Raw genomic sequence first — 23,271 nt, forward strand, 5'->3', positions numbered from 1 at the left:
GGGTAACTTGCCACTCACCCTGAGCAAATTAGCACGTTAACCACAGACTCACAGAAAACCTGCAAGAGGCTGTGGATAAACTATGGAAAGGTTTCGCAACGGTTACTCTCACGCGGCCTCAGCACTGTTGCTCAATTTTTAACCACAAAAACAATAACGCATGGATTAATCAGCATTTGCGGCTGACAGTGCCACATCGGCAAGGTAGAGTGCAGGCTTGCAAAGCGGAAGGATGTCATGGAACCCATTCAAACTTTAGATGCGTTTTTTACTCGCAGTGGCGCCGAAGTTTCCCTTTATCATATGGGACGCCGTGTAACTGCCTGCTCCCGTGAAACACTTCGTGCATTTGAAAGCGGAGAGCTTGCCTGGCCAGAGCCATGGCAACAACAAGCTCGCCTGGGCATCGTATTTCGCTTAGGCGACATGCCCGAGCCCGCAATCTGGTTTTTAGCACTTCCGTTAGATGAACAGGGCTTACTGGTACCTGCTCAGCGGGACGGTTTTATCAATCGCCTGCTTGAAACCCTGGGACGCAGCACTTCTCATGCGGGCCTTGAAACGCTAGCAAAAGAAGAAACGGCAGACGTGGATCACTTAATGAAGGATAATCCACTCGCGTTTACACCCGATATCACCTTTCAAGCAATGCTCAATGCTCAAGCGACCCATAACCTGGGACTACCCGCCAGCCAGCATTTAGAGCCCGTAGAAGCGTATTTTAGCGGCCAGCAATCCATTGACTGGCAAGCACTTGGGTTACAAGGAATTGCCGATTATGTCACCCGCCTTGATGACGCTACTGCTGAGGCGTTAGCGTTACGTATCAGCCTGTTACCCGTTAGTGTCATTCATTCGCTGTGTTACTGTCTTGAACATCGGCCACTTACCGAGCCACTCGTCAACGCACTGCGTGTACGGGGAGAACAAGCGGCAAGCGAAGGCGATGTTGAAACGCTATGTGCGTGTGTTCGCGCTATAGGAAGCTCATCTAGCGCAAAGGTAGGCAACTGGTACATTAGCCTGTTAAACGACAGCGCCGCCTGCGGCCCTGATCTATTAGCGGCTATTGCTGGTCGCGGATGGCCATGGTTGGAAGATGGGGAATGTTTACCGCTCTTTTTATTGCGCCTAGCGGAAGATCAACGAACCAATTTTACGGCCGTGATTCGGGATATTGCTTTAATACCTCGTCTACGCTTACTCGTCATCATGGCCCTACGCGATTCGCCAACAACATCCCCTATCCAGCAGCGTTTAGCGCATATGAAGCCCCGTACATAATGCTTGGTTGACATGTTTCTCTAATGACGAGCAAGGAGTTTGCCGTGAAGGAATTACCCTATCAGGCCAAAGCAGTCATCGGCCGCCGTGAAATGGTGACGTTACCTGAATTAGGGCTTCACCTGTGCTGCAAAGCTGACACCGGCGCTCGCACGTCTGCGCTGCATGCCGAAGAGATCGAAACCCATGAAGATGCCGAGGGTCAGCTATGGGTTAGCTTTGTTACGCATAGTGGTGGCCCTCAGACGCCTGCTCACCGTTACCAACTTCATTTACACGACAGGCGGCGTATTACCAGTTCTAATGGGCATAGTGAGTGGCGCTATGTTATTCGCACCCCGATGCAGTTGGGTGAATTGAATTTTCCGGTTGAATTAACCCTGACTGACCGTAGCAATATGCGCCACCCCATGCTGCTTGGGCGTCGCGCTATGCGACGTTTGCTTGTAGCGCCTGGGGCTGCATTTTTGCACGGCGAGCCTTAAACTAACTTATTAGCCTTCTTTTTGGCCCGGAGCCCTGCATGCATATTGCCCTGCTTTCGCGTAATCGCAATCTATACTCTACTCGCCGCCTTATTGAGGCCGCCGAGCAGCGTGGGCACACCGCTCGCGTGGTCGACACGCTGCGCTGCTATATGAGCATCGCCTCCCACCACCCATCGATTCATTACAAGGGGGCAGAAATTGAGCCCTTTGATGCCGTCATCCCCCGCATTGGCGCATCCGTTACGTTTTATGGCTGTGCCGTTCTGCGTCAATTTGAAATGATGGGCACTTACGTCATTAATGACTCTGTTGCCATCACCCGCTCGCGGGATAAGCTGCGCTCGTTACAGCTCTTATCTCGGAAAGGGCTGGGCTTGCCCATCACGGGCTTCGCTCACTCCCCCGACGACATCCCTGATCTTATTACCATGGTCAAAGGCGCACCGTTAGTCATCAAGCTGCTGGAAGGCACTCAGGGTATTGGTGTTGTGCTCGCCGAAACTAACCAGGCAGCTGAGTCGGTTATTCAAGCCTTTATGGGCATGAAAACCAACATCATGGTTCAGGAGTACATCAAAGAGGCTCGTGGTGCCGATATTCGCTGCTTGGTGATCGGCGATAAAGTGGTCGCATCAATGAAGCGCCAGGCAGCCGAAGGCGAGTTCCGCTCCAACCTACACCGTGGCGGCACTGCCAGCGTCATCCGCATCACACCGGAAGAGCGCTCTACTGCTATCCGCGCCGCAAAAGCCATGGGGCTCCGAGTAGCCGGTGTCGATCTACTTCGTTCCAATCATGGGCCGGTCATTATGGAGGTCAACTCATCCCCTGGGTTACAGGGTATTGAGAATGCCACCGGTAAAGATATTGCAGGTATGATCATTGAGCACATTGAAAAGAACGCTGTACCTGCACGGAAAGCGCCCCCCAAGCCTAAAGGTTAAGGGGTACAGGCAAAAATAATCCGCATTAGGGGTGGCAAATCAGCGCTGCCACCCCCACAATCTGCGTCACCGAAGGAGGTAGACGCTCATGTTTCTCGACAATCGCCAAGTGGCGATGGACAGCGTGCTGGAAGCGCTGGCCGACAGCATTGATTATTTCCAGGATAATATCGAACGCCTGCGCCCCAGCCTGCGTGATGCACTTAAACCGCACTATACGAAGCGGTTAGAACAGATGCGTAAGCTTCAGGAGCTCGCTCGTGCCCATTTAAAAATGCTCCCACGGGAGGCAGACGTCGAACGCGATGACTTTTTATGGCTATGGAGCCGCTTGAAAAGTTTTGTGGGCAATGATAGCCAAGTATTAATCAATGAGCTGTTGGAACAAGAGCGTGTACTGATGCAGGCACTGTCGACGCTGTTTACTCACCCACTGCCAGACCCTATCGAGCCCGTGGTAGATGAGTGCATGCAAGGATGCCGTAAGCTGATTCGCGAACTATACAGCCTGCAAAAACGCAAAATACACCGCTAGGCTAGCTTCTTAATGGTCCGTCACCTGCCTCGGTGGCGGCGCCAATCTCACTGCCGCATGGCGATTCAACTCAACGCTTTTCATGGGTGAGTTGGCAGCTTCGTCAAACGCTGGTTCTGCGCTTTTCAACTCAATAGGCTCAGCGGGCCCCAAAAAATACGGCTCTCTTCCCCATAAAAAAAGATCGCCCAGTGTCGCTACCCGGGCTGCCCACTCGCGCATTTTTAAACGCCACTCTCCCGTTGCTGGCTCATCTTCAGCAACGCAGCCCGTAACGTCCATTCCCAGTGCACGCCCAATAAAGACGGCACGAGGAAGATGCCAGCTTTGCGTCACCAGCAGCGCATTATCCAATTGAAAGACATCCCGAGCACGCACGAGCGTGTCATAGGTGCTAAATCCAGCAAAATCCATGGTCAGCTGGTCAGCAGGCACGCCGCGTCGATTGAGGTCGCGCCACATGGCGCGGGGTTCATTGTATGATTGAGTACGATTATCACCAGAGATAAGCAGATGACTCACTCGCTGATCGGAAATCAACTGAGCAGACGTTCGCATACGGGAGTGGAAATAGGGGTTGCGAAAGCCGCTACGCGTCCAATTGGAAGTACCAAACACAATGGCTACATCAGTCGGGCGACACTCGTTAATGTTATCGTCAATGTAGCGAGCGGTGCTGGCGAGCACCCAAAAATTGCCAACTATAAACAGTAATGTCGCCAGCAGCAGCATGGCCCCTAGCGACATTAAAAACCGTTTTGCGTAACGTAATAACAAGCTGTGCATCCAGCTCCCCAGCAAGGGTTAGAACATGCCGAGCTCTAGCTTGGCCTCGTCGCTCATCATGTCACGACTCCAGGGTGGGCTGAAGACAATCTCAGTGTGCACCTTATTAATCTGTGGCGCCCCTAAAATTTTATTACGCGCATCGGCAGCAATCACATCGCCCATTCCGCAGCCAGGCGCAGTAAGCGTCATGCGGATAGTAACCATGCGCTCACCACTGATCAAACGCTCAATCCGGCAGCCATAGACCAGCCCAAGGTCAACAATATTGACCGGTATTTCCGGATCAAAACAGGTGCGCAACTGATCCCACACGAACTGCTCTATTTCTTCATCGTTGGCATTTTCCGGAAGCGTTGGGCGCGGCAGGGGCTCAAGACCTAACGCGTCCAGATGCCGTCCCTCAATCAAGAACAATCGCCCTTCAAAGCCGACGCTCACCGAACTACCTTTGGCTTGCATAACGCTAACGATGCTGTCTTCTACCAACGTTTCCGTTTTGCCAAACGGGATCGCAATGGCGTCGACATCACGTTGAAGCGGCAATTTTTGGCCTCGTTCAAGGCTGGCCACTTGCTCGATATCCATAACTGTCCTTAAATGACGGCCTTTAACGTACCATACCAATCACACGATTAAGCGCGGCGACAAAGATATCCACCTCTTCCAAGGTGTTGTAGGCGGCAAAAGATGCACGGCAGGTAGCATCGACACCAAAATGGTGTAGCAGCGGCTGCGCACAGTGGTGGCCGGTACGAATAGCCACACCTAGCTGGTCAATCAGCAAGCCAATATCTTGAGAATGCGCCCCTTCAACCACAAAGGACAGCACACCTGCCTTATTAGGCGCAGTACCAAGAATGCGTAAGCCATCAATTCGGCTCACCTCTTCCGTTGCATGCGTCAGCAAGACAGCTTCCCATGCGCCAATGGCATCGACACCCACACTATCCATCCACTCTAAGGCGCGGCCAAGGGCAATCACTTCTGCGATCGCGGGAGTGCCTGCTTCAAATTTATGCGGAATATCCGCAAAGGTGGATCCGGCGTCAAAGGAGACCGTTTTGATCATCTCACCACCGCCCTGCCAAGGCGGCATCGCCTCTAACAAGGCTTTTTTGCCATAAAGCACACCCACGCCAGTAGGGCCATAAACCTTATGCCCTGAAAAGGCATAAAAATCAGCATCGATATCGTGCACATCGACCGTCTGATGAGGCGCAGCCTGAGCACCGTCCACCAGAATAAGCGCACCGTACTGATGGGCAAGTGTTGCCATCTCTTTTACTGGGTTAATGGTACCCAGCGCATTCGACACATGGTTCACCGCCACCAGCTTAGTGCGCTCACTGAGCAGCGCGCGGTACGCCGCCAAGTCTAACGCCCCATTGGTGTCAACGGGAATGACTTTGATAGTAAAACCAATTTCAGCCGCCAACAGTTGCCAGGGCACAATATTAGAGTGGTGCTCCAACATTGAAATCAGCACTTCATCGCCAGCAGTGAGCTGTTGGCGGCCCCAGCTTTGAGCCACCAGATTAATCGCTTCCGTCGTGCCCCGCGTAAAGATAATTTGACGCGCATCGTCTGCATTGAGAAACGCCTTAACACGGTGTCGCGTGGCTTCAAATGCCGCTGTCGCCTCATCAGACAACGTATGCAGGCCCCGATGAATATTGGCGTTGTAGCGCGAATAGTAGTCGCTGAACACGTCAATCACCTGCTGGGGCGTCTGACTGGTGGCGGCATTGTCTAAATACACCAACGGCTTCCCGTGAACTTCCCGTTTTAATACCGGGAAATCGTCGCGCAGCGCCTCGACGTTATACGTCGCGGGTGCGAGCACGGTGGGTTTCTCAATCACGCTATGGGGCATCGATGACTCCTTGATTAGTCGTTGAGTGCGTTAATCGTTGAGCGCAGCCGCCGTTTCTACCAACCCAGCCAGGTTGAAGCGTTCCGGCAACCTGCCCGCCACCGCCAACTCTACCCGCTCGGCAATCACATCAAGCGCTACCTGTTCAAGTACTTCGCCCGCAAATGCCAGTGTTAGCAGGCCTCGTGCGGTCGCTTTATCGATACCGCGGGTACGTAACGCATAAATCGCATCTTCATCCAGCTGCCCCGTGGTAGTGCCATGGGAGCACTTCACGTCATCAGCATAAATTTCAAGCTCAGGCTTGGCATCGATATGCGCGCGATCAGAAAGCAATAAGTTCTGGTTACTTTGGAAACCTTCGATCTTCTGGCTATCGCGCTTAACGTACACTTTACCGTTAAAGACGCCATGGGCGCGGTCATCCAAAATGCCTTTGTAGTTCTCATTCGAGAACGTGAGCGGCGCATTGTGATTAACCTTGGTGTGGTTATCCACATGTTGGCGACCCTGGCCGAAGAACAAGCCATAGAAGTTGGTTTCCGCACCTTGGCCATTCAGGTCACTAATAAGATCGTTGCGCACCAGCGCACCACCCAGATTCAAGTTATAGGAGCTATAACGGCTATCTCGGCTCTGCTCCACATGAATACTAGCGACATGTAGATCGCCCAAGGGGGCTTCTTGCAACTTGTAGTGATTCAGAATCGTACCGCGATCAAGCATCAGCTCGGCAACCACGTTGGTAAAGTTGGCCGCATCGGCTTCACCGATATAGTGCTCAATCAACGTCGCTTCACTACGCCCTGCTGCTTCTACCAAGATGCGCGGATGGCACATCACGGGTGTTCCTGCACGGGACAAAAACTGCAGTAGGATGGGTTTTTCTACCACGGTGCCTGGTGCAATACGCACCACAGCACCCTCTTCCATAAACGCGGTGTTCAGCGCTGCGAACGGAGAGAAATCCACCCCCGTTAAACGCCCCAGAGGCCCACCCACAGCTTCGTGGTTATCAACTAGCGCCTTAGAGAGCGGCATTACCTGAACACTACTTGGCAGTGCCTCTAAGTCCGAGAGTGCTGCAGAGAAAACACCATCTACAAACGTTAGCCGATACGCATCCAGCGGCAGCGTAAGCGCGGCCGCTTGCGCCTGAGAAAAGTCTGCATTTTCAGCTAGCGCAAAGTTGCCCTGGGCAATCGTGCGTACGTCGGTGTATTTCCACTCTTCATCGCGGCGAGTAGGAAACCCCATAGCTTCAAAGCGTGCAGCTCCCGCTTGGCGGCGAGCCGCAATCCAGGTGGGTTCCGCGCCGCGCTGTTGGCTACGCGCTGTTAGCGTGTCCAAAAACGTTTGCGTATCGCTCATGCCGCAGACTCCTCAATACCTTCGTAGCCGTTGGCTTCCAGCTCTTTAGCAAGCTCAGCGTCGCCGCTCTTCACAATGCGGCCATCAACTAAAACGTGCACCTTATCCGGCACGATGTAGTCCAGCAGGCGCTGATAGTGAGTGACTAGTAAAATGGCGCGATCTTCAGCGCGAAGGCTATTAACGCCATCGGCAACCACTTTCATGGCATCAATATCAAGGCCGGAGTCAATTTCATCGAGCATGGCAAGCTTCGGCTGAAGCACCAGCATCTGAAGAATTTCGTTACGCTTTTTCTCACCGCCAGAAAAGCCTTCATTGACAGCACGCTGCAGGAAGCTGGCATCCATCTTCATAAAGCCCAACTTCTCTTTTACCAGCTTCATAAACTCAGGAGCGGGCATTTCCGCTTCACCGCGCGCTACACGCTGGGCATTAAGGGCGGCCTTCAGCAAGTAGATATTTTTGACCCCTGGGATTTCCACCGGATACTGGAAGCCAAGTAGCAGGCCTGCTTGGGCGCGCTCTTCAATTTCCATTTCAAGAACATCCTGGCCTTCAAAGGTAACGCTGCCTTGGGTTACCTCGTAACCATCTTTACCGGCGATAACAGCCGATAAGGTAGATTTACCAGCGCCGTTGGGGCCCATGATGGCATGCACTTCACCTGCGTGGATGGTGAGTGTTAAGCCTTTCAAAATTTCTTTGCCGTCGACGGTGACGTGTAAATCGTTAACTTGCAACATAGTGATAACCTTTTAAATGCTTGCGAATCGCTGGCGCGACGCCGATAAAGTAAATTGTAAAGTGTCGGAGCTATTAGCCTACCGCCCCTTCCAACGTCACGCTCAGAAGCGCTTCGGCTTCTACCGCGAACTCCATCGGCAGCTCTTGGAAAACGTCTTTACAGAAGCCGTTAACGATCATGCTGACCGCATCTTCCTCAGAAATTCCGCGACTTTGGCAGTAGAACAGCTGGTCTTCGCCGATCTTCGACGTAGTGGCTTCATGCTCAATCGTGGCGGTGCTGTTACCAATTTCTTGGTAGGGGAACGTATGCGCACCGCACTTATCGCCAATGAGCAACGAGTCACACTGGGTGAAATTACGCGCCCCTTTAGCACGGGGGCCAATTTTTACCAACCCTCGGTAGGATTGATCGCTCTTACCTGCTGAAATGCCTTTGGCAACAATATAGGAACGAGTACCTTCACCAATGTGGATCATTTTGGTACCGGTATCGGCCTGCTGACGGCCGTTGGTAACGGCCACGGAGTAGAATTCCCCGATGCTGTCTTTACCACGCAGAACACAGGACGGGTATTTCCAGGTAATCGCTGAGCCGGTTTCTACTTGAGTCCAGCTAATGCGTGAACGATCACCACGACAGTCGCCACGCTTGGTAACGAAGTTGTAAATGCCGCCTTTACCGTTTTCATCACCGGGATACCAGTTCTGAACGGTGGAGTACTTAATGTAGGCGTCGTCCAGGGCAACGAGCTCTACGACTGCTGCGTGAAGCTGATTTTCATCACGCATTGGCGCCGTACAACCTTCCAAATAAGACACCTGAGCACGGCTCTCACAGATAATCAGGGTACGCTCGAACTGACCTGTGTTAGCCGCGTTAATACGGAAATAGGTCGAAAGCTCCATTGGGCAAGTCACGCCCTCAGGAACAAATACAAATGAACCATCAGTGAATACCGCCGAGTTCAGCGCAGCGAAATAGTTGTCAGCAACGGGAACGACGGTACCTAAATACTGCTTGATGAGTTCGGGGTAATCGCGGATTGCTTCAGAAATCGAGCAGAAAATAACGCCTGCTTCGCCCAGCTCCTTTTTAAAAGTGGTCGTCACCGATACTGAGTCAAATACGGCATCGACCGCCACGCCTGCAAGCGCCGCACGCTCGTGCAGGGGAATACCTAGTTTCTCGTAGGTTTCCAACAGTTTGGGGTCTACTTCATCCAAACTTTGCGGACGGTCTTCCGGGCGTTTGGGTGCGCTGAAATAAGAGATGGATTGATAATCAATTGGAGGATAATCAAGATGCGCCCAGGATGGCTCTTTCATTTTCAACCACTGACGATACGCATCTAGACGCCACTCCAGCATCCACTCCGGCTCGCCTTTCTTGTTAGAAATAAAGGCAATGGTGTTTTCATCCAGGCCAGGTGGCAGGGTGTCGCTTTCAATATCGGTTACAAAACCATCTTTATATTCGCGACGAACCAACTGTTCCATTTCTTCGCTTGCCATGGTGATACCCTCCGGGCAGTTGGGTGGCGAGGTTAGCTCGCCGTCAATAGGGATAGCATTGCCTAAGCTGACGCCAGACTGATGCTTTGAATCGGTAACTGTACGGGTAATTTAATGGGGGTCGTGTCGGCCAGATGGGCCAGCGTCACGCTTTCAAGTAGCGTCCGAATCGCCAGCGATACGCGCTGCCAGTTGTCCGCGACACCGCAAGTAGCCGCTAAATCACACTCACCTTCTGCTTGACTGCATTCAGTCATTGCAACAGGCCCTTCGATGGCCGCAATGATATCGGCAGCGGTAATATGCGAGGCGGGCCTCGCTAAGCGATAGCCACCTTGCACACCACGCTGAGACACTAGAAGCCCAGCCTTCACCAGCATCTTCAAGGTCTTACTGACAGTAGGATGAGGTAGCTGCACCGCTTCAGCCAAATCAGCCGCCGCATGTGACGCCTGGGGATGGCGAGCAATCTGTGCCATCACTACAGCGGCATAGTCTGTCAGCCGAGAAAGCTTGAGCATATTGACTCCCATTCGCCGTTTACGTTTGGCTTACCCGTTAATTGGGTACCATTTTAGTCCTGTATAAATTTGATGTGAAGCCCTAGAGCAAAATCGTTATCAATTTGTGCAAAATAACAGCACGTTCGACTCTGATAGCATCAAAAACAACAATCATTATCATTTAAAATAACTATCAACGCCCTAAACGAAAAAAGCCCGCGAAGTCTCGCAGGCTTTAAGGGTGGGAGCAGCACATTGTGGTAGGTGCTATGTTTTGAGTTGCTATGTTTTGAGTTGCTATGTTTTGAGTTGCTATGTTTTGAGGTGCTATGTCTTTGGGCGACTATGCTTTTTTGACAAATTCAGATTTCAGTTTCATGGGACCAATACCGTCGATCTTACAATCAATATCGTGATCACCATCCACTAAACGGATATTTTTAACTTTGGTGCCTACTTTAACCACCAATGAACTGCCTTTGACTTTGAGGTCTTTGATGACGGTTACGCTGTCGCCGTCGGCCAGCCTATTACCGTTAGCATCACGAATACCAGAGCCAGCCTCTTCAGCGCCCTCTTCTGCTACTTTTGACCATTCGTTGCCGCATTCCGGGCAGACATACTGGATACCATCATCGTAGGTAAATTCAGAGGCACAGGCAGGACAATTGGGTAGATCACTCATAACAGGCTCCAACGCATCAGACTAATACACAGGGCTTAGAAAGCGGTGGAGCCTACACGGCTTGAGCACAATACTCCAGTTGGATACGTCAAGGTGCTATCGATACAGCATTACTACTCAGCGAACTGTGCAGAATGTTGCTGCCACCACTGACGCGCGATGCGTACATTTTCAGCATTCGCCGCTGGGTCTAGCACGGCGGGTAGCTGTACATAGTCACCCCGAGTTCTCACCATTAGAAGCGGATCTTGAGTAGCCAGCTGAAGCGCATAGAGGGCTAACATCAATTCATAGTCATCGGTTGTATTTAAACGTGTAAACAGTAAAGGCACCGCAGGTAAGCCAATTTCGCCTAGCCGCTCAGCCGCAATGTACCACGTGCGCGGATTATCCCTGTCACCATAGCGGGATACAAAACGCCTGTCTGCCAGGCGACTCACGTAGTAAGCTGCTTTCTCTTCAGGGCTAGTTAACAGTGGAGGCACCCAATCCGTGACGAACTCACCATCAATATGGCTAGTTTGTGCACCTAATGACACCTGGGGAGCCGAGGTATCAGCAGCAGAACTCGAGGTGTCAGGTGATATTGATTGACCTGCGCAGCCTGCGATCACCATTATCAATGTGCATGACCCAATTAACACAGCAAGCTTGGCTTGTTGCTTCATCTTTAAATTCCTTCTTTAAATGCCCAGCCCTATTCAGACCAACGCCCTTCCCGCTTAAGGCGTTGTTTTACCCAACGATCATAATACCAGCGTAACGCGCCTTTGATGCCCGGTAAGCCTATTAACCACGCTAGCGGTCGGAAAATAGGTATATGCGACATTAGCAGGCGGTAGGCATCTATTCCTTCGATGATTTGACCATCGGACTTTTCGATATGCAGCGAGCGCAGAGCCGCTTCTGGCGCTACCCCTTTGTCTCGTAATAGCTGTTGATGCTCAGTAACATCACACCACACAATGGCATGACCACGCTTGCCAGCCCAACGCTCAAAACGGCGACGATCCTTGCGACAGCCAGGGCAAACTGCATCGTAAAAAACGTTGATCGGGCTGTTATCAGACATATAGGCTCTCGTTAAGGCTGTACTTAATAGTGTGGCACTTCCGCTATGCGACGCAACTCAGCAGGCTTTACCATGAAACGTCTACTCATCATTGCACACGCGCCTTCTAAAAATACCCAAACAATGTTCGAGGCCGTTATCAAGGGCGCTTCTCATCCCGACATAGAAAATGTGGCAGTGTCCTCTCTCACCCCGCTTGAAACACACCCCGACGACATTAACGCCGCCGATGCCATCATTTTAGGTACAACGGAAAATTTAGGATACATGGCAGGCTTGATGAAGGATGTCTTCGACCGGTGCTATTACCCATGCCTGGATAAAAACGAGGGTCTGCCGTTTGCTTTTTATATCCGAGCTGGCCACGATGGAACCGGCACCCGGCGAGCGATTGAGAGTATTACCAAGGGGTTACGTTGGAGATTGGTGCAAGACCCACTTATCTGTAAGGGGGATTTCCAAACAGGGTTCATTGGGCAATGCGAGGAGTTAGGGCTGTCGATGGCCGCTAGCCTGGAAGCAGGTATCATCTGATGTGAGTAGTCGCGAAAAATCACATTGTATAACGCTGTTAAGCCTGCCTTACTGTAAAGAAACTTGTCGCGCCGGTTTTCATAGAGGCATCTGCCCACGACGCCCGTCGCCCTTGCTATAACTCAACGCATGTATTTCAGGTAGCCATTATGCATAAAGTCATCGCTTTTTATGACGATCGCGTACTTGACCACGAGCCTAATATCGACGCAGATTTTTTACCCGAGCGAATTGATAAACGCATTCGACACCTGTTGGCAGGGCTACCTATTCCGTGGAAATACCCCGAGCATCCCGGTCGCTTACAAGCTATTCAACAACTGCTTGAGAAAGCGCCGATTGATGGCCTTCGGATTGAAGGAGGCAAGGCAGCAACCCACGATCAGCTAGCCCGCGTTCACACCACCTCTTATCTCAGCGATATCTTTAGCCTGCGCGGAAAAAACGCATGGCTGGATGTGGATACTACAGCGGTATCACCAGGTAGCATTGACGCGGCAGAAGTCGCCGCAGGCACGGCGATTGCCGCCGTAGAAGCCGTTATGGATAAACGCACCCAAAGTGCGTTTGCGCTCATTAGACCGCCTGGCCACCATGCAGAACCCGTTCGCGCCCGAGGGTTTTGCTTATTCAACAATGTTGCGGTAGCTGCCGCCCATGCGCGCAGTGCCCTAGGCTGTGAAAGAGTACTGATTATTGATTGGGATGCCCATCACGGTAACGGCACACAGGATATCTTTTGGGCCGACCCCGATGTGATGTTTTTTGACATACACCGCGCAGCCCCCTTCTACCCTGGCTCAGGCCATCTCGAAGAGGTCGGCGCTGGTTTGGGAGAAGGCACCACCATCAATGTACCGCTGCCTGCTGGGGCTGGCGATGAGGCGTATCTCAAGGCGTTTCGTGACATTTTGGCACCAGCTGCCCAATGGTTTAAGCCGGATATTATTCTAGTCTCAGCGGGTTTTGATCCACACTGGCACGATTTAGCGCTCAACGTTTCTTATGAGGGCTTTGGCGCCCTGACGGGTTTCTTACAACAGTTAGCCGAGCAACACTGCGAGGGGCGCTTAGTGTTCGTTTTAGAGGGAGGCTATAACCTGGAATCGCTAGCCAACGGTACCCGAGCGGTGCTTTCGGTACTCGCGGGAAATAGCGTTCCAGTGCCTGATACCTGCGGTATCGCAGAAGTCCAAACAGCGGCTGACTTTCATCGCAGTGCGTTTCAAACCAGCTAGAGCACTGCCATAAAAAACGGCACCGCGTGGGTGCCGTTTTATTGGTAAGCGCTGTGTTTATTTGAGTCGTTCAAACACGGTTGCTACCCCTTGCCCCATGCCGATACACATCGTGGCAAGGCCAAGGGTGGTGTCACGCTGCTGCATGACGTTAAGCAGCGTCGTGCAAATACGTGACCCCGAACAACCCAGCGGATGGCCGAGTGCGATAGCGCCACCATTGAGGTTTACTTTTTCATCCATAGCATCCAGGAAACCCAGGTCCTTCAGGACAGGCAGCCCCTGGGCTGCGAACGCTTCGTTAAGCTCAACGGTTTGAATATCTGCGGCGGACAATCCTGCGGCTTTCAGTGCTTTTTTAGACGCAGGCACCGGGCCGTAACCCATAATAGAGGCATCACAACCTGCCACACCGGTAGACAGCACTTTGGCGATTGGCTCAAGGCCCAACGCTTGTGCACGCTCATAGCTCATGATTGCCATGGCGGACGCACCTACCGATAGTGCTGATGAAGTGCCCGCGGTAACGGTACCGCTGCGAGGGTCAAACACCGGCTTAAGGCTGGCCATGGACTCAAGGCTCGCCTCTGGGCGAATCACTTCATCGTTCTTGAACAGAATTTTAAAGCCGCGCTGATCATGGCCTTCCACACCAATGATCTCGTTATCGAAGTAGCCTTTCTCCATGGCTGCCTGAGCGCGCTGGTGGGAGCGCACGCCAAACTTATCCTGATCTTCACGGGAAATACCGTGCATTTTGCCCAGCAGTTCAGCGGTAAGACCCATCATCATGGCGGCTTTCGCGGCGTACTTGCTCGCAGCAGGGTTAACGTCTACACCATGAGCCATGGGTACGTGCTCCATGTGCTCTACCCCACCGATCACATAAAAGTCACCCATACCCGCTTTAATGTTGGCCGCCGCAATATGCAGTGCCGTCATTGAAGAGCCACACAAACGGTTAACGGTTTGCGCAGGCACTGAGCGGGGAATGCCGGTCATAATCGCCGCGTTACGGGCAATGTTCATGGACTGCTCAAGGGTCTGGTTAACACAACCCCAGATCACATCATCCACTTCGGATGGGTCTAGATTAGCGTTACGATCAAACAGCGCCTGCATGACAGCTGCCGACAAATTCTCAGCGCGCACATTACGAAACGCGCCATTTTTAGCTTTCGCCATGGCGGTACGTACACCGTCTACCACCACGATATCTCTTGGGTTCAAACTCATCTTCTATCTCCTATACGTGGTGGTTAGGCCTGAGAGCCAGAATAAAACTGCTCGTTATTTTGAGCCATCTGACGCAGTTTCTCAGTGGGCGCGTAAAGCGGGCCTAACTCATCCGCAAGGTTTTCGGCTAGCTTTACGAACTCGGCGACGCCCATCGCGTCAATGTAGCGCAGTGCGCCACCGCGGAAGGGAGGGAAACCAATGCCGTAGATCAGCGCCATATCGGCCTCAGCGGGGGTCTCCACGATGCCATCTTCAAGGCAACGAACCGTTTCCAGGCAAAGCGGTACCATCATGCGAGCAATAATATCTTCGTCGGAAAACTCTTTCTGCTCTTTGACGACGTCTTTCACCAGCGCGTAGGCTTGCTCGTCGGTAACTTTCTTAGGTTTGCCTTTCTTATCTTCTTCGTAAGCGTAGAAGCCCTTATCGTTCTTCTGGCCCAGGCGCTTGTTGTCATACATCACCTGGATAGCGGTTTTACCGTCACGCGCCATACGATCAGGGAAACCTTCTGCCATCACTTCGTTAGCGTGTACCGCAGTATCAAGACCGACTACGTCCAGCAGATAGGCAGGGCCCATAGGCCAGCCAAACTTTTCCATCACTTTGTCAACGCGTTGGAAATCAGCGCCCTGCTCAACCAGGAAGCTAAAGCCGCCAAAGTAAGGGAACAATACGCGGTTAACCAGGAAGCCGGGGCAGTCGTTCACAACGATCGGGGTTTTGCCCATCGCACGTGCGTAGGCAACTGTTGCGGCCACCGCCGCATCTGAGGTCTTCTCGCCACGAATAACTTCCACCAGCGGCATACGGTGCACAGGGTTGAAAAAGTGCATACCGCAGAAGTTTTCAGGACGCTTAAGATTCTTAGCCAAGCGATTAATAGAAATCGTCGAGGTGTTAGAGGTGAGGATGGTGTTTTCACTCACCATGCCTTCCACTTCTGTCAGCACGGCGTCTTTGACCTTGGGATTTTCAACCACCGCCTCGACCACTAGGTCGACGTTGTCGAAGTCACCGTAAGAGAGCGTGGGGCGAATGTTGGTCAGCTTTTCGGCCATCTGCTCGGTCGTCAGCTTTTTACGCTCTACTTGCTTGGAGAACAGCTTACGCGCTTCTTTCAGGCCCAGCTCAATGGCTTCCTCATTGATATCTTTCATTACAATGGGCGTGCCTTTGCTGGCGCTCTGGTAGGCGATCCCCCCCCCCATAATGCCTGCACCCAGCACAGCGGTCTGCTTAACTGGCTGCGACTGCTTCTCGTATTTGCTGCCTTTTTTCTTCACGACTTGGTCGTTAAGGAACAGGCCAACCAAGTTAAAGGCAACGCTGCTGAGTGCGAGCTTGGCAAATGCTTTTGCTTCAATCGTCTGGGCACGGGCACGCGTCTCGCCAGCGCCTTTCTGGATCACTTTGATCGACTCTACCGGCGCTGGGTAGTGAGGGCCGGCCTTGCCAGCGACAAACCCTTTAGCGGTTTCAAACGCCATCATTTGCTCAATGGCGTTGAGGTTAAGCGGCGCTTTCTTCTCTTCACGGCGTGCCTGGTAATCAAGCTCACCGGCATTGGCGCGGTCTAACATATCCAGCGCAGCTTCTTCAAGAAGCTCGTGGCTTACAACCGCATCGACTGCGCCGACTTTAAGTGCTGCATTAGCACGATTTTCAGTGCCACCGGCAATCCACTCGATCGCATTATCCGCACCAATCAAGCGAGGTAAACGGACACAACCGCCCCAACCTGGCAGAATGCCCAGCTTGGTTTCTGGTAAGCCAATTTTGGCCTTTTCACTCATTACACGAAAATCAGTGGTTAGCAGTACTTCACAACCGCCGCCCAAGGCTAACCCGTTAATAGCCGTCACCGTGGGGAAAGGCAGATCTTCAATCGCGTTGAAGATGTCATGAACCTTGAGGTTCATTTCGACTAAGTACTCTTCGCCTTTATCGAAAAGGCTATGAAATTCGGTGATATCAGCACCGACGATAAACGCATCTTTGCCACTGCTAATTACCAATCCCTGCAGGCCGCTTTCAGATTGAAGCGCTTTTACGGCCTCGCCCAGCTCTGCCACTACGGCGCTGGACAGCTTATTAACAGACTCATCTTTCAGGTCGAAAGTGAGCTTAGCGATGTCATTGCCACCTTGGGTGTCACGACGCTCCACCGTGATGGCATTGCCTTGATAGATCATCCGCGCTCTCTCCACAAGTTCGGGCAGGCACCCTACAGCGGGGCCGCCACGCATTTCATACGGTCGTTTGATTGCTTAAGCTTGGTTGAGATATAGCAGAACGTCAAGCCCTGACTTTTGGCTAATGCGTTTATCTCTTGAACGAACTTACAAGATTGAACTTACAACAGAGTCACAGTTCCCACATTTCTTGCGTTTTTTAAAGGCATAGTAGGTTACACATCGACTTTACCGATAAACCCAACGATCATGCTGTTTCCATTTATGAGCCAACACCATCATGGGTAATTTGCTTACTGTCGCTCGTATCACGGCCCTGCAAGCACGAATCGAACGCACTGTAGAGCGCTTTAAGCCTTGGAGCTGGCTCTGGCCACCCCTGGCATTCGCTGCCGGGCTGGGTAGTTTTTTTCTGGTCGACCGTCAGCAATGGCTAGGTGCTGCGTTGGCACTTGGGCTAGTAGTTGCCTGGCTACTGCTATTGTTTGAGAGTGTCATTAGCCGCTGGCTATCGCGCCATGACTACCCCACTCTTCCCAAGGGCGTTACCTCGTTTATCGCCCAGATGATTCACCAGGAAACCCTATTCTTTACACTGCCGTTCATTTTGATTACCACTGTGTGGAACAGCGGACAAATACTGTTTGCCATCGTCGTGCTCGGAATGGCTGCGCTATCGATTATTGACCCGCTCTACTACAAGCTTGCTGGACGCTGGCGGAGTCTCTATTTTATTTTTCACGCTCAATGCGTCTTTTTAGTGCTGTTAGTGATCCTACCGATCATGCTGCACCTCACTACGCGTCAAAGTTTACTGCTGGCACTGGTATTAATGGCGCTAGTGGCACTGCCCAGTTTTTGGCAACACGTTAAAAAGCGCTCGTTGGCGCGCTGGCTGGGTTTTTTCGCACTGACGTTACTGCTGGCATATGCCGCATGGATAGGACGTATCTGGGTTCCTCCTGCGAGTTTGTGGATGACGAGTAGCGCGCTATCACCAGCTCTCAACATCCAGAACCGAGAACCACAAGGCTCTATTGCTCTTACCCCAGATACATTGCTTAGCAACGGGTTATACGTCTACACCGCGATACGCGCACCACGTGGTTTAAGCGAAACGATCTATCATGTCTGGCACCATAACGGTGACAGTATCGATATGATTGAATTGGCGATAAACGGCGGTCGGGAACAAGGTTACCGTGCGTGGAGTCATAAGCAGAATTTTCCTGATGACCCAGCGGGTGAATGGCGAATTGATATTATGACCGATGGCGGGCAACGTCTCGGGCTAATCAGGTTTACCGTTTCAGACGATATTGACGAGGCAACCGTTGCTGATAGCCGCATTCAGCCTAGCGGCTTGAGCGCCCTTAACTTACGCCGTTTTGTTCCGGGCGGAAGCAGCTTGGAAAACGATGCATCAACGGTGGAATAACAGAACGTCTTGCATTCAGCAGCGCGGCTTATGACAATTCGTCTACTCACACTTTTCGGTAGCTAGCACTTATGGCTTCATCAATTGGTTTTCGCATCGCACGCCTGCCCCATTTATGGCGTTCTATTATCGACCGTAGGCTTGCCCCATTAGGATTAACGCAAACGCGCTGGGTAACGCTTTACCATCTGTGGAAGCTGGGCGAGGGGAACCCTCAGTGTGAACTTGCTAGGGCAATTGGCGTAGAAGCCCCGTCATTGGTGCGAACACTTGGGCAGCTCGAAGCACAAGGGTTAGTTGAACGACGCGCCTGTGATAACGACCGCCGGAGCAAGCGTATCTTCCTAACACCGGCAGCTATGCCACTGCTTGAGCAAATTGACAACGTTGTTCAAGCCGCTCGGAAAGAGATGCTCGTTGGGCTAAGTGAAGGTGACTTAGAGCAGCTCGATAAGTGGTTAGCGCTAATCGAATCTAATGGGCTTGCCATTCAGTCGAAAGACCAGGAAGGCCCTGCCGCAACAGTATAATCACTTCCGCCCTGCCGCCTCGCCTCCTCCCGCAAATGGTTTGGCGACAGGGCGATCTGACACCCCCTCAAGCGCTCCTTTCAACTGCTGAAAGTCCGCCACATAGGTAGAAAACCTGTCGGCGTTTTGTGATTCCCACCACCATAGCGTTAACGAATAGGGCGTTGATTCAATCACCAGTGCATCTTGTGGAAGACGCTCTAATAAGGCTTTCAATGTAACACCGGCCTTTTCAGGCAAAGGCCTCAACGGCGCGATTCGCCAGCGCCACCCAGAATGATATAACTCCAGTGCATCGCTCGCATTGGTATCTCTCACTAACACAAAATCAGGCCCAGGAGCCTGTTGCGGGTAGTGCCAGCGATACGCGGGCATGGTGCCACGGAAATGATGCAGAGGCGGTTTTTCCATCTTAATCGTTACCCCCTGCTTTCTGGCACTTGAGCGCAATGCCATTTGGCGCTTCTGCTGAGGGCTAGGTTTAAGCCACATCACTGGCGCAATCACGAACATCAGAATAAAAACAATAATAAGCCATTCCATCTAGGCATCACTCCTGATCGTAAGCACGGGTCATCAAATAGGGTCAACTTAAAAAAGCCTGACATAGATCGTTGTTAAGATTGCGCTTGAAGCCTAAAGTGAAGATCATCTAACAAAGCGTTTTCTTTACTAATTGTCGCTAAGGAGATAGGCCATGAGCTATCACCACATCCTAGTTGCTGTTGATCTAACCAAAGACTCTCATAAGGTCTTAGAGCGCGCAGTAGCCATTGCTGAGCGCAATAATGGTGCCAAAATTTCTATCATGCACACCCTGGAGCCATTAGGATTCGCTTACGGCGGCGACATTCCTATGGACCTGACCAGTATCCAAGATCAACTGGACGACCACGCGAAAAAACGTCTAGCTGAAATTGCCGCTCCTCACGTAGATGCCGCTGAACAACATGTCGTGGTCGGCATGCCAGACACTGAAATTCATCGCTTTGCAGAAGAGCACGACGTTGATCTCATTGTAGTGGGTTCCCATGGTCGCCATGGTTTTGCCCTGCTGCTTGGCTCGACATCGACCGGCGTATTACACGGCGCTAAGTGCGACGTTCTGGCCGTTAGAGTAGGTAAAAAAGGCGAAGAGAGCGACGAGTAAGTCGTGAAGAAGGCACCCTAGGGGTGCCTTCATGCAGTTGAGATCGCAACTACTCTCCGTTAGCCATCGCTTCCAGCTCCATCCAACGCTCCATTGCTTCTTCAAGCGTTTTCTGTACTTTTTCCAACATTTGCAGTTTGGCGGTAACCGTTGTCGCTTCTTGCTGATAAAACGCGGGATCACCAATCTCTTTCTCTAACGCTTCGATTTCACTCTCAAGGCGCTCAATCTGTGCAGGCAAGGCGTCTAATTCCCGCTGCACTTTGTAAGAGAGCTTAACGGCTTTCTTGGCGGGCTCTGCAACCGGCTTCTCAGGCGTTTTCTCAGCCGCAACACTGGTCGGCTCAGTATTCTGGCGGGCAGCCCCTTCCCATGGAGCAGGCGGTAATTTTCCCCCTTGACGAATCCAATCCGTGTAGCCACCCACGTACTCACGCACACAACCCTCGCCTTCAAAGGCCAGCATGCTGGTCACGACGTTATCCATAAACGTCCTGTCGTGGGAGACCAGTAGCAGGGTGCCATCAAAGTCCAGCAGTAGCTCTTCAAGCAGTTCCAGGGTTTCCATGTCCAAGTCGTTGGTAGGCTCATCCAGCACCAGTACGTTGGCAGGCTGGGTAAACAGCTTGGCTAACAACAGACGGTTGGATTCACCGCCGGAAAGTGCTTTTACCGGCTGTCGAACGCGGTCAGGGGTGAATAGGAAATCCTGAAGATAACTCATCACGTGGCGATCTTTTCCGCCAACGGTTACCCGGTCGCTGCCTTGGGCAACGTTGTCGTAGACGGTTTTTTCCAGCTCCAAGCCTGCGCGTAGCTGATCGAAGTAAGCAACCTTCAAATTGGTACCCAGCTGAACACTACCTTCCGTTGGGGCAAGCTCACCTAGCAAGATTTTCAGCAGCGTGGTTTTACCGGCACCATTGCGGCCAAGGAATCCGATACGATCGCCACGCATCACTTCAAGGTTCACATTACGCAAAATGACATCATTGCCAAAGCGCTGTGTCACACCTTTCAGCTCAACGACACGCTTGCCGGTACGCTCACCGCTATCGACGTTGAGGTTGGCAGTGCCCTGACGCTCACGGCGCTGGCTGCGCTCCAAACGCATCTGCTCAAGCTCACGCACACGTCCTTCGTTGCGGGTACGCCGCGCCTTAACACCTTGACGAATCCAGATTTCTTCCTGGGCCAGTTTTTTATCGAACAGCGCATGTTCACGAGCTTCCACTTCCAGCTCGTGCTGCTTACGCTCTTGATACTCGGCGTAGTTACCGGGATAACGGCCAAGCTTGCCTCGGTCTAATTCAAGAATCGTGGTGGCCAGTTTAGATAAGAAGGCACGATCGTGGGTAATCAGTAATACCGCGCCATTAAAGGCCAGGAGCTGCTCTTCCAACCAAGCAATCGTGTCTAGATCAAGATGGTTGGTAGGCTCATCAAGAAGCAGTAAGTCAGGCTCTGAAACTAGTGCTCGCGCCAGTGCAACACGACGGCGCCAGCCACCAGAAAGCGCGCTCATTTCAGCTTCAGGGGGTAACCCTAAACGGGTGAGTACGACATCAATGCTCTGATGGAAAGACCAGCCGTCGATGGCTTCGATGCGGGTTTGCAACTTGGCCATGCGATTCATATCGGGGTCGGGGTCATTGATCAGGTGCTGGTATTCAGATAGCAGCTCCCCCGCTTCCGGCAGCCCCTGAGCGACCATATCAAAAATCGTCATGCCTGAGGAGGATTCAGGCAGCTCCTGGGACAATACGCCGATTTTCAAGCCCGGCGCACGCCAAATGGAGCCATCATCGGCATGAATATCGCCAGCCACTAGTTTTAATAGCGTTGATTTACCGGTGCCGTTGCGCCCGACTAGCGCCAGCCGCTCGCCTTTTTCAACCGTTAGGTCGGCGCGGTTAAGTAGTACTTGGGTGCCGTAAGCGAGTTGCAGCTGTTCGAGTCGTAACAAGGTCACGCAGTGTCCTCCTTCGTCATAAGGCGCACAGTGTAACGCATGCGCTCGCGTTAAGGAGACCCCTTATAGAGCCAAACGACACATCGTGCTACCGTCTTGTCATCACGTAATAATAACAAGGTAGCGCCAAGCTACCCGTTTAAGGCTGAAATCGTGACCGTTACCGTCTCAATGCACTTCGTAAACGAGTTTTTACGTGGTCTACCCACCACGGATCGTTCTCACTCACGCTATTTAGAACTTGCCGGCATTTCCCCCTTCCTGCTCAGCGCACCGAATGGACGCGTCACTGTTGAGCAGTTTGCCGAACTATACCGCTTACTTGCCCTTGAGGTGGATGACGAGACACCAGGCTTTTTCTCCAGGCCACTACGCTGCGGAACACTGAAACTTCTGTGCTTGAGCTTATTGGACGCGCCCACACTGCATGTTGCGCTCCATCGTTACACACAGTTCTTTCGTATTCTGTTAGATGACTTTGGCTATCGCTTTACCATCGAGGGTGAGCTAGCTCGCATGGCGCTGGAAGAGTATGCGCCGCTCCAAGGTAGCCGAATATTGATCCATGAACTGATGCTTAAGCTGTTTCACGGCATTTCTTCATGGATGATTGCGCGCAAAATTCCACCTATGTTGATGGAGTGCGGTTACGCCCAACCCGCCCACAGTGCTGACTATCTCTACTTCTACCCCGGCAAAGTAAAATTTGACCAACCGCAAACGGCCGTTTACTTTGATAAGGCGTTTCTAAACCACCCTATACGCCAAACCAAACAGCACTTAGGTGCATTTCTACAACGCGCACCCGCAGATTGGTTCTATGTCTCTTTTGAAGATCGTTTAGTGACTCACCGCGTTCGCGAACACCTGAGCCGCCACTTACCCGTCTCATGCACGGTTCAGCATGTCGCAGACGCGTTACATATGTCCGTCCGTACGCTCTCAAGACACTTAAAACTTGAAGGCACCCACTTCCAGGCGGTTAAAGACGAATACCGGCGCGACTATGCCATTCAAGCGCTCACTCGCAGCACACAACCACTGACGGCAATTGCAGAAAAACTCGGCTTCGAAGACCTTGCTTGCCTTAGCCGAGCGTTTAAACAATGGACAGGAAACTCGCCCGCCGCCTACCGCAAGGCGCAAACGGCGGGACTTAAACGTTAGCG

General features: G+C 52.1%; 24 protein-coding genes. 10 read left to right on the forward strand and 14 right to left on the reverse strand.

Features of this window, described 5'->3' with window-relative positions; translation table 11 throughout:
* Positions 1-237: 237 nt before the first annotated feature.
* The 4 genes from HZS79_RS16260 (at position 238) to HZS79_RS16275 (ending at position 3,251) form a co-directional block, all read left to right on the forward strand.
* Positions 238-1,284 (forward strand): DUF3549 family protein, encoded by a 1,047-nt coding sequence (locus HZS79_RS16260; protein ID WP_179928378.1) that lies wholly within the window; start codon positions 238-240, stop codon positions 1,282-1,284.
* Between the two features lie 44 nt (positions 1,285-1,328).
* The gene (locus HZS79_RS16265; RefSeq protein ID WP_162219543.1) at positions 1,329-1,769 is read left to right on the forward strand and encodes a putative ATP-dependent zinc protease; all 441 of its coding nucleotides are present in this window, start codon (positions 1,329-1,331) and stop codon (positions 1,767-1,769) included.
* 38 nt (positions 1,770-1,807) lie between these two features.
* Positions 1,808-2,716 carry a 30S ribosomal protein S6--L-glutamate ligase gene (gene rimK, locus HZS79_RS16270; protein WP_162219542.1) on the forward strand — a complete coding sequence of 303 codons (909 nt, stop codon included), beginning with the start codon at positions 1,808-1,810 and terminating at the stop codon, positions 2,714-2,716.
* Between the two features lie 88 nt (positions 2,717-2,804).
* Positions 2,805-3,251, forward strand: coding sequence for a hypothetical protein (locus HZS79_RS16275; RefSeq protein WP_162219541.1), 447 nt, complete (start codon positions 2,805-2,807; stop codon positions 3,249-3,251).
* 9 nt (positions 3,252-3,260) lie between these two features.
* Here the strand turns inward: HZS79_RS16275 and HZS79_RS16280 are convergent, their stop codons facing one another.
* From HZS79_RS16280 to HZS79_RS16325, 10 genes are all read right to left on the reverse strand, one after another.
* Positions 3,261-4,037 carry a SanA/YdcF family protein gene (locus HZS79_RS16280; protein WP_179928379.1) on the reverse strand — a complete coding sequence of 259 codons (777 nt, stop codon included), beginning with the start codon at positions 4,035-4,037 and terminating at the stop codon, positions 3,261-3,263.
* Positions 4,038-4,055: 18 nt separating this feature from the next.
* Positions 4,056-4,625 (reverse strand): putative Fe-S cluster assembly protein SufT, encoded by a 570-nt coding sequence (gene sufT / locus HZS79_RS16285; RefSeq protein WP_162219539.1) that lies wholly within the window; start codon positions 4,623-4,625, stop codon positions 4,056-4,058.
* A gap of 22 nt (positions 4,626-4,647) precedes the next feature.
* Positions 4,648-5,913, reverse strand: a complete 1,266-nt coding sequence (locus HZS79_RS16290) for a cysteine desulfurase (protein WP_179928380.1) — start codon at positions 5,911-5,913, stop codon at positions 4,648-4,650.
* Positions 5,914-5,943: 30 nt separating this feature from the next.
* Positions 5,944-7,284, reverse strand: a complete 1,341-nt coding sequence (gene sufD, locus HZS79_RS16295; protein WP_162219537.1) for a Fe-S cluster assembly protein SufD — start codon at positions 7,282-7,284, stop codon at positions 5,944-5,946.
* Entirely contained in the window at positions 7,281-8,030 is a 750-nt protein-coding gene (gene sufC / locus HZS79_RS16300) for a Fe-S cluster assembly ATPase SufC (protein ID WP_162219536.1), read from the reverse strand. Before sufC ends, sufD begins: the two co-directional genes overlap by 4 nt.
* Positions 8,031-8,103: 73 nt before the next feature.
* Complete coding sequence (gene sufB / locus HZS79_RS16305; protein WP_162219535.1) at positions 8,104-9,546, reverse strand: Fe-S cluster assembly protein SufB; 1,443 nt, start codon at positions 9,544-9,546, stop codon at positions 8,104-8,106.
* A gap of 62 nt (positions 9,547-9,608) precedes the next feature.
* Positions 9,609-10,067 carry an SUF system Fe-S cluster assembly regulator gene (locus tag HZS79_RS16310; RefSeq protein WP_095604621.1) on the reverse strand — a complete coding sequence of 153 codons (459 nt, stop codon included), beginning with the start codon at positions 10,065-10,067 and terminating at the stop codon, positions 9,609-9,611.
* Positions 10,068-10,392: 325 nt separating this feature from the next.
* On the reverse strand, positions 10,393-10,734 hold the full coding sequence (locus HZS79_RS16315; protein ID WP_162219534.1) for a zinc ribbon domain-containing protein YjdM: 342 nt from the start codon (positions 10,732-10,734) through the stop codon (positions 10,393-10,395).
* A 113-nt stretch (positions 10,735-10,847) separates the two neighbouring features.
* The gene (locus tag HZS79_RS16320) at positions 10,848-11,402 is read right to left on the reverse strand and encodes a hypothetical protein (RefSeq protein ID WP_179928381.1); all 555 of its coding nucleotides are present in this window, start codon (positions 11,400-11,402) and stop codon (positions 10,848-10,850) included.
* A gap of 29 nt (positions 11,403-11,431) precedes the next feature.
* Positions 11,432-11,806, reverse strand: coding sequence for a thiol-disulfide oxidoreductase DCC family protein (locus tag HZS79_RS16325; RefSeq protein WP_162219532.1), 375 nt, complete (start codon positions 11,804-11,806; stop codon positions 11,432-11,434).
* Between the two features lie 72 nt (positions 11,807-11,878).
* On the opposite strand from HZS79_RS16325, the gene HZS79_RS16330 reads away from it, so the two are divergent.
* Both HZS79_RS16330 and HZS79_RS16335 read left to right on the forward strand, forming a co-directional pair.
* The gene (locus HZS79_RS16330) at positions 11,879-12,340 is read left to right on the forward strand and encodes a flavodoxin family protein (protein ID WP_162219531.1); all 462 of its coding nucleotides are present in this window, start codon (positions 11,879-11,881) and stop codon (positions 12,338-12,340) included.
* 149 nt (positions 12,341-12,489) lie between these two features.
* Positions 12,490-13,578 (forward strand): histone deacetylase family protein, encoded by a 1,089-nt coding sequence (locus HZS79_RS16335; RefSeq protein ID WP_179928382.1) that lies wholly within the window; start codon positions 12,490-12,492, stop codon positions 13,576-13,578.
* Between the two features lie 57 nt (positions 13,579-13,635).
* Here HZS79_RS16335 and fadA read toward each other — a convergent pair whose 3' ends face one another.
* Together fadA and fadB are read right to left on the reverse strand one after the other, a co-directional pair.
* Positions 13,636-14,814 carry an acetyl-CoA C-acyltransferase FadA gene (gene fadA, locus HZS79_RS16340; protein WP_162219529.1) on the reverse strand — a complete coding sequence of 393 codons (1,179 nt, stop codon included), beginning with the start codon at positions 14,812-14,814 and terminating at the stop codon, positions 13,636-13,638.
* A gap of 23 nt (positions 14,815-14,837) precedes the next feature.
* Positions 14,838-17,012 (reverse strand): fatty acid oxidation complex subunit alpha FadB, encoded by a 2,175-nt coding sequence (fadB, locus tag HZS79_RS16345; protein ID WP_162219528.1) that lies wholly within the window; start codon positions 17,010-17,012, stop codon positions 14,838-14,840.
* Between the two features lie 280 nt (positions 17,013-17,292).
* On the opposite strand from fadB, the gene HZS79_RS16350 reads away from it, so the two are divergent.
* Positions 17,293-18,450 (forward strand): DUF5924 family protein, encoded by a 1,158-nt coding sequence (locus tag HZS79_RS16350; RefSeq protein WP_179928383.1) that lies wholly within the window; start codon positions 17,293-17,295, stop codon positions 18,448-18,450.
* Between the two features lie 71 nt (positions 18,451-18,521).
* Positions 18,522-18,980 carry a transcriptional regulator SlyA gene (gene slyA, locus HZS79_RS16355; protein ID WP_162219526.1) on the forward strand — a complete coding sequence of 153 codons (459 nt, stop codon included), beginning with the start codon at positions 18,522-18,524 and terminating at the stop codon, positions 18,978-18,980.
* On the opposite strand, the gene HZS79_RS16360 is transcribed toward slyA, so the two are convergent.
* A complete protein-coding gene (locus HZS79_RS16360; RefSeq protein ID WP_162219525.1) occupies positions 18,981-19,523 on the reverse strand; it encodes a preprotein translocase subunit YajC in 543 nt (180 codons plus the stop codon).
* A gap of 154 nt (positions 19,524-19,677) precedes the next feature.
* Here HZS79_RS16360 and HZS79_RS16365 point away from each other — a divergent pair, with 154 nt between their 5' ends.
* A complete protein-coding gene (locus tag HZS79_RS16365) occupies positions 19,678-20,130 on the forward strand; it encodes a universal stress protein (protein WP_162219524.1) in 453 nt (150 codons plus the stop codon).
* A 49-nt stretch (positions 20,131-20,179) separates the two neighbouring features.
* On the opposite strand, the gene HZS79_RS16370 is transcribed toward HZS79_RS16365, so the two are convergent.
* Positions 20,180-22,102 carry an ATP-binding cassette domain-containing protein gene (locus tag HZS79_RS16370; RefSeq protein ID WP_179928384.1) on the reverse strand — a complete coding sequence of 641 codons (1,923 nt, stop codon included), beginning with the start codon at positions 22,100-22,102 and terminating at the stop codon, positions 20,180-20,182.
* Between the two features lie 153 nt (positions 22,103-22,255).
* Between HZS79_RS16370 and HZS79_RS16375 the strand changes: the two genes are divergently transcribed.
* The gene (locus HZS79_RS16375; protein ID WP_179928396.1) at positions 22,256-23,269 is read left to right on the forward strand and encodes an AraC family transcriptional regulator ligand-binding domain-containing protein; all 1,014 of its coding nucleotides are present in this window, start codon (positions 22,256-22,258) and stop codon (positions 23,267-23,269) included.
* Positions 23,270-23,271: the final 2 nt, after the last annotated feature.

This window comes from Vreelandella zhaodongensis (assembly GCF_013415115.1).
GTDB classification, from domain to species: Bacteria; Pseudomonadota; Gammaproteobacteria; order Pseudomonadales; family Halomonadaceae; genus Vreelandella; species Vreelandella zhaodongensis.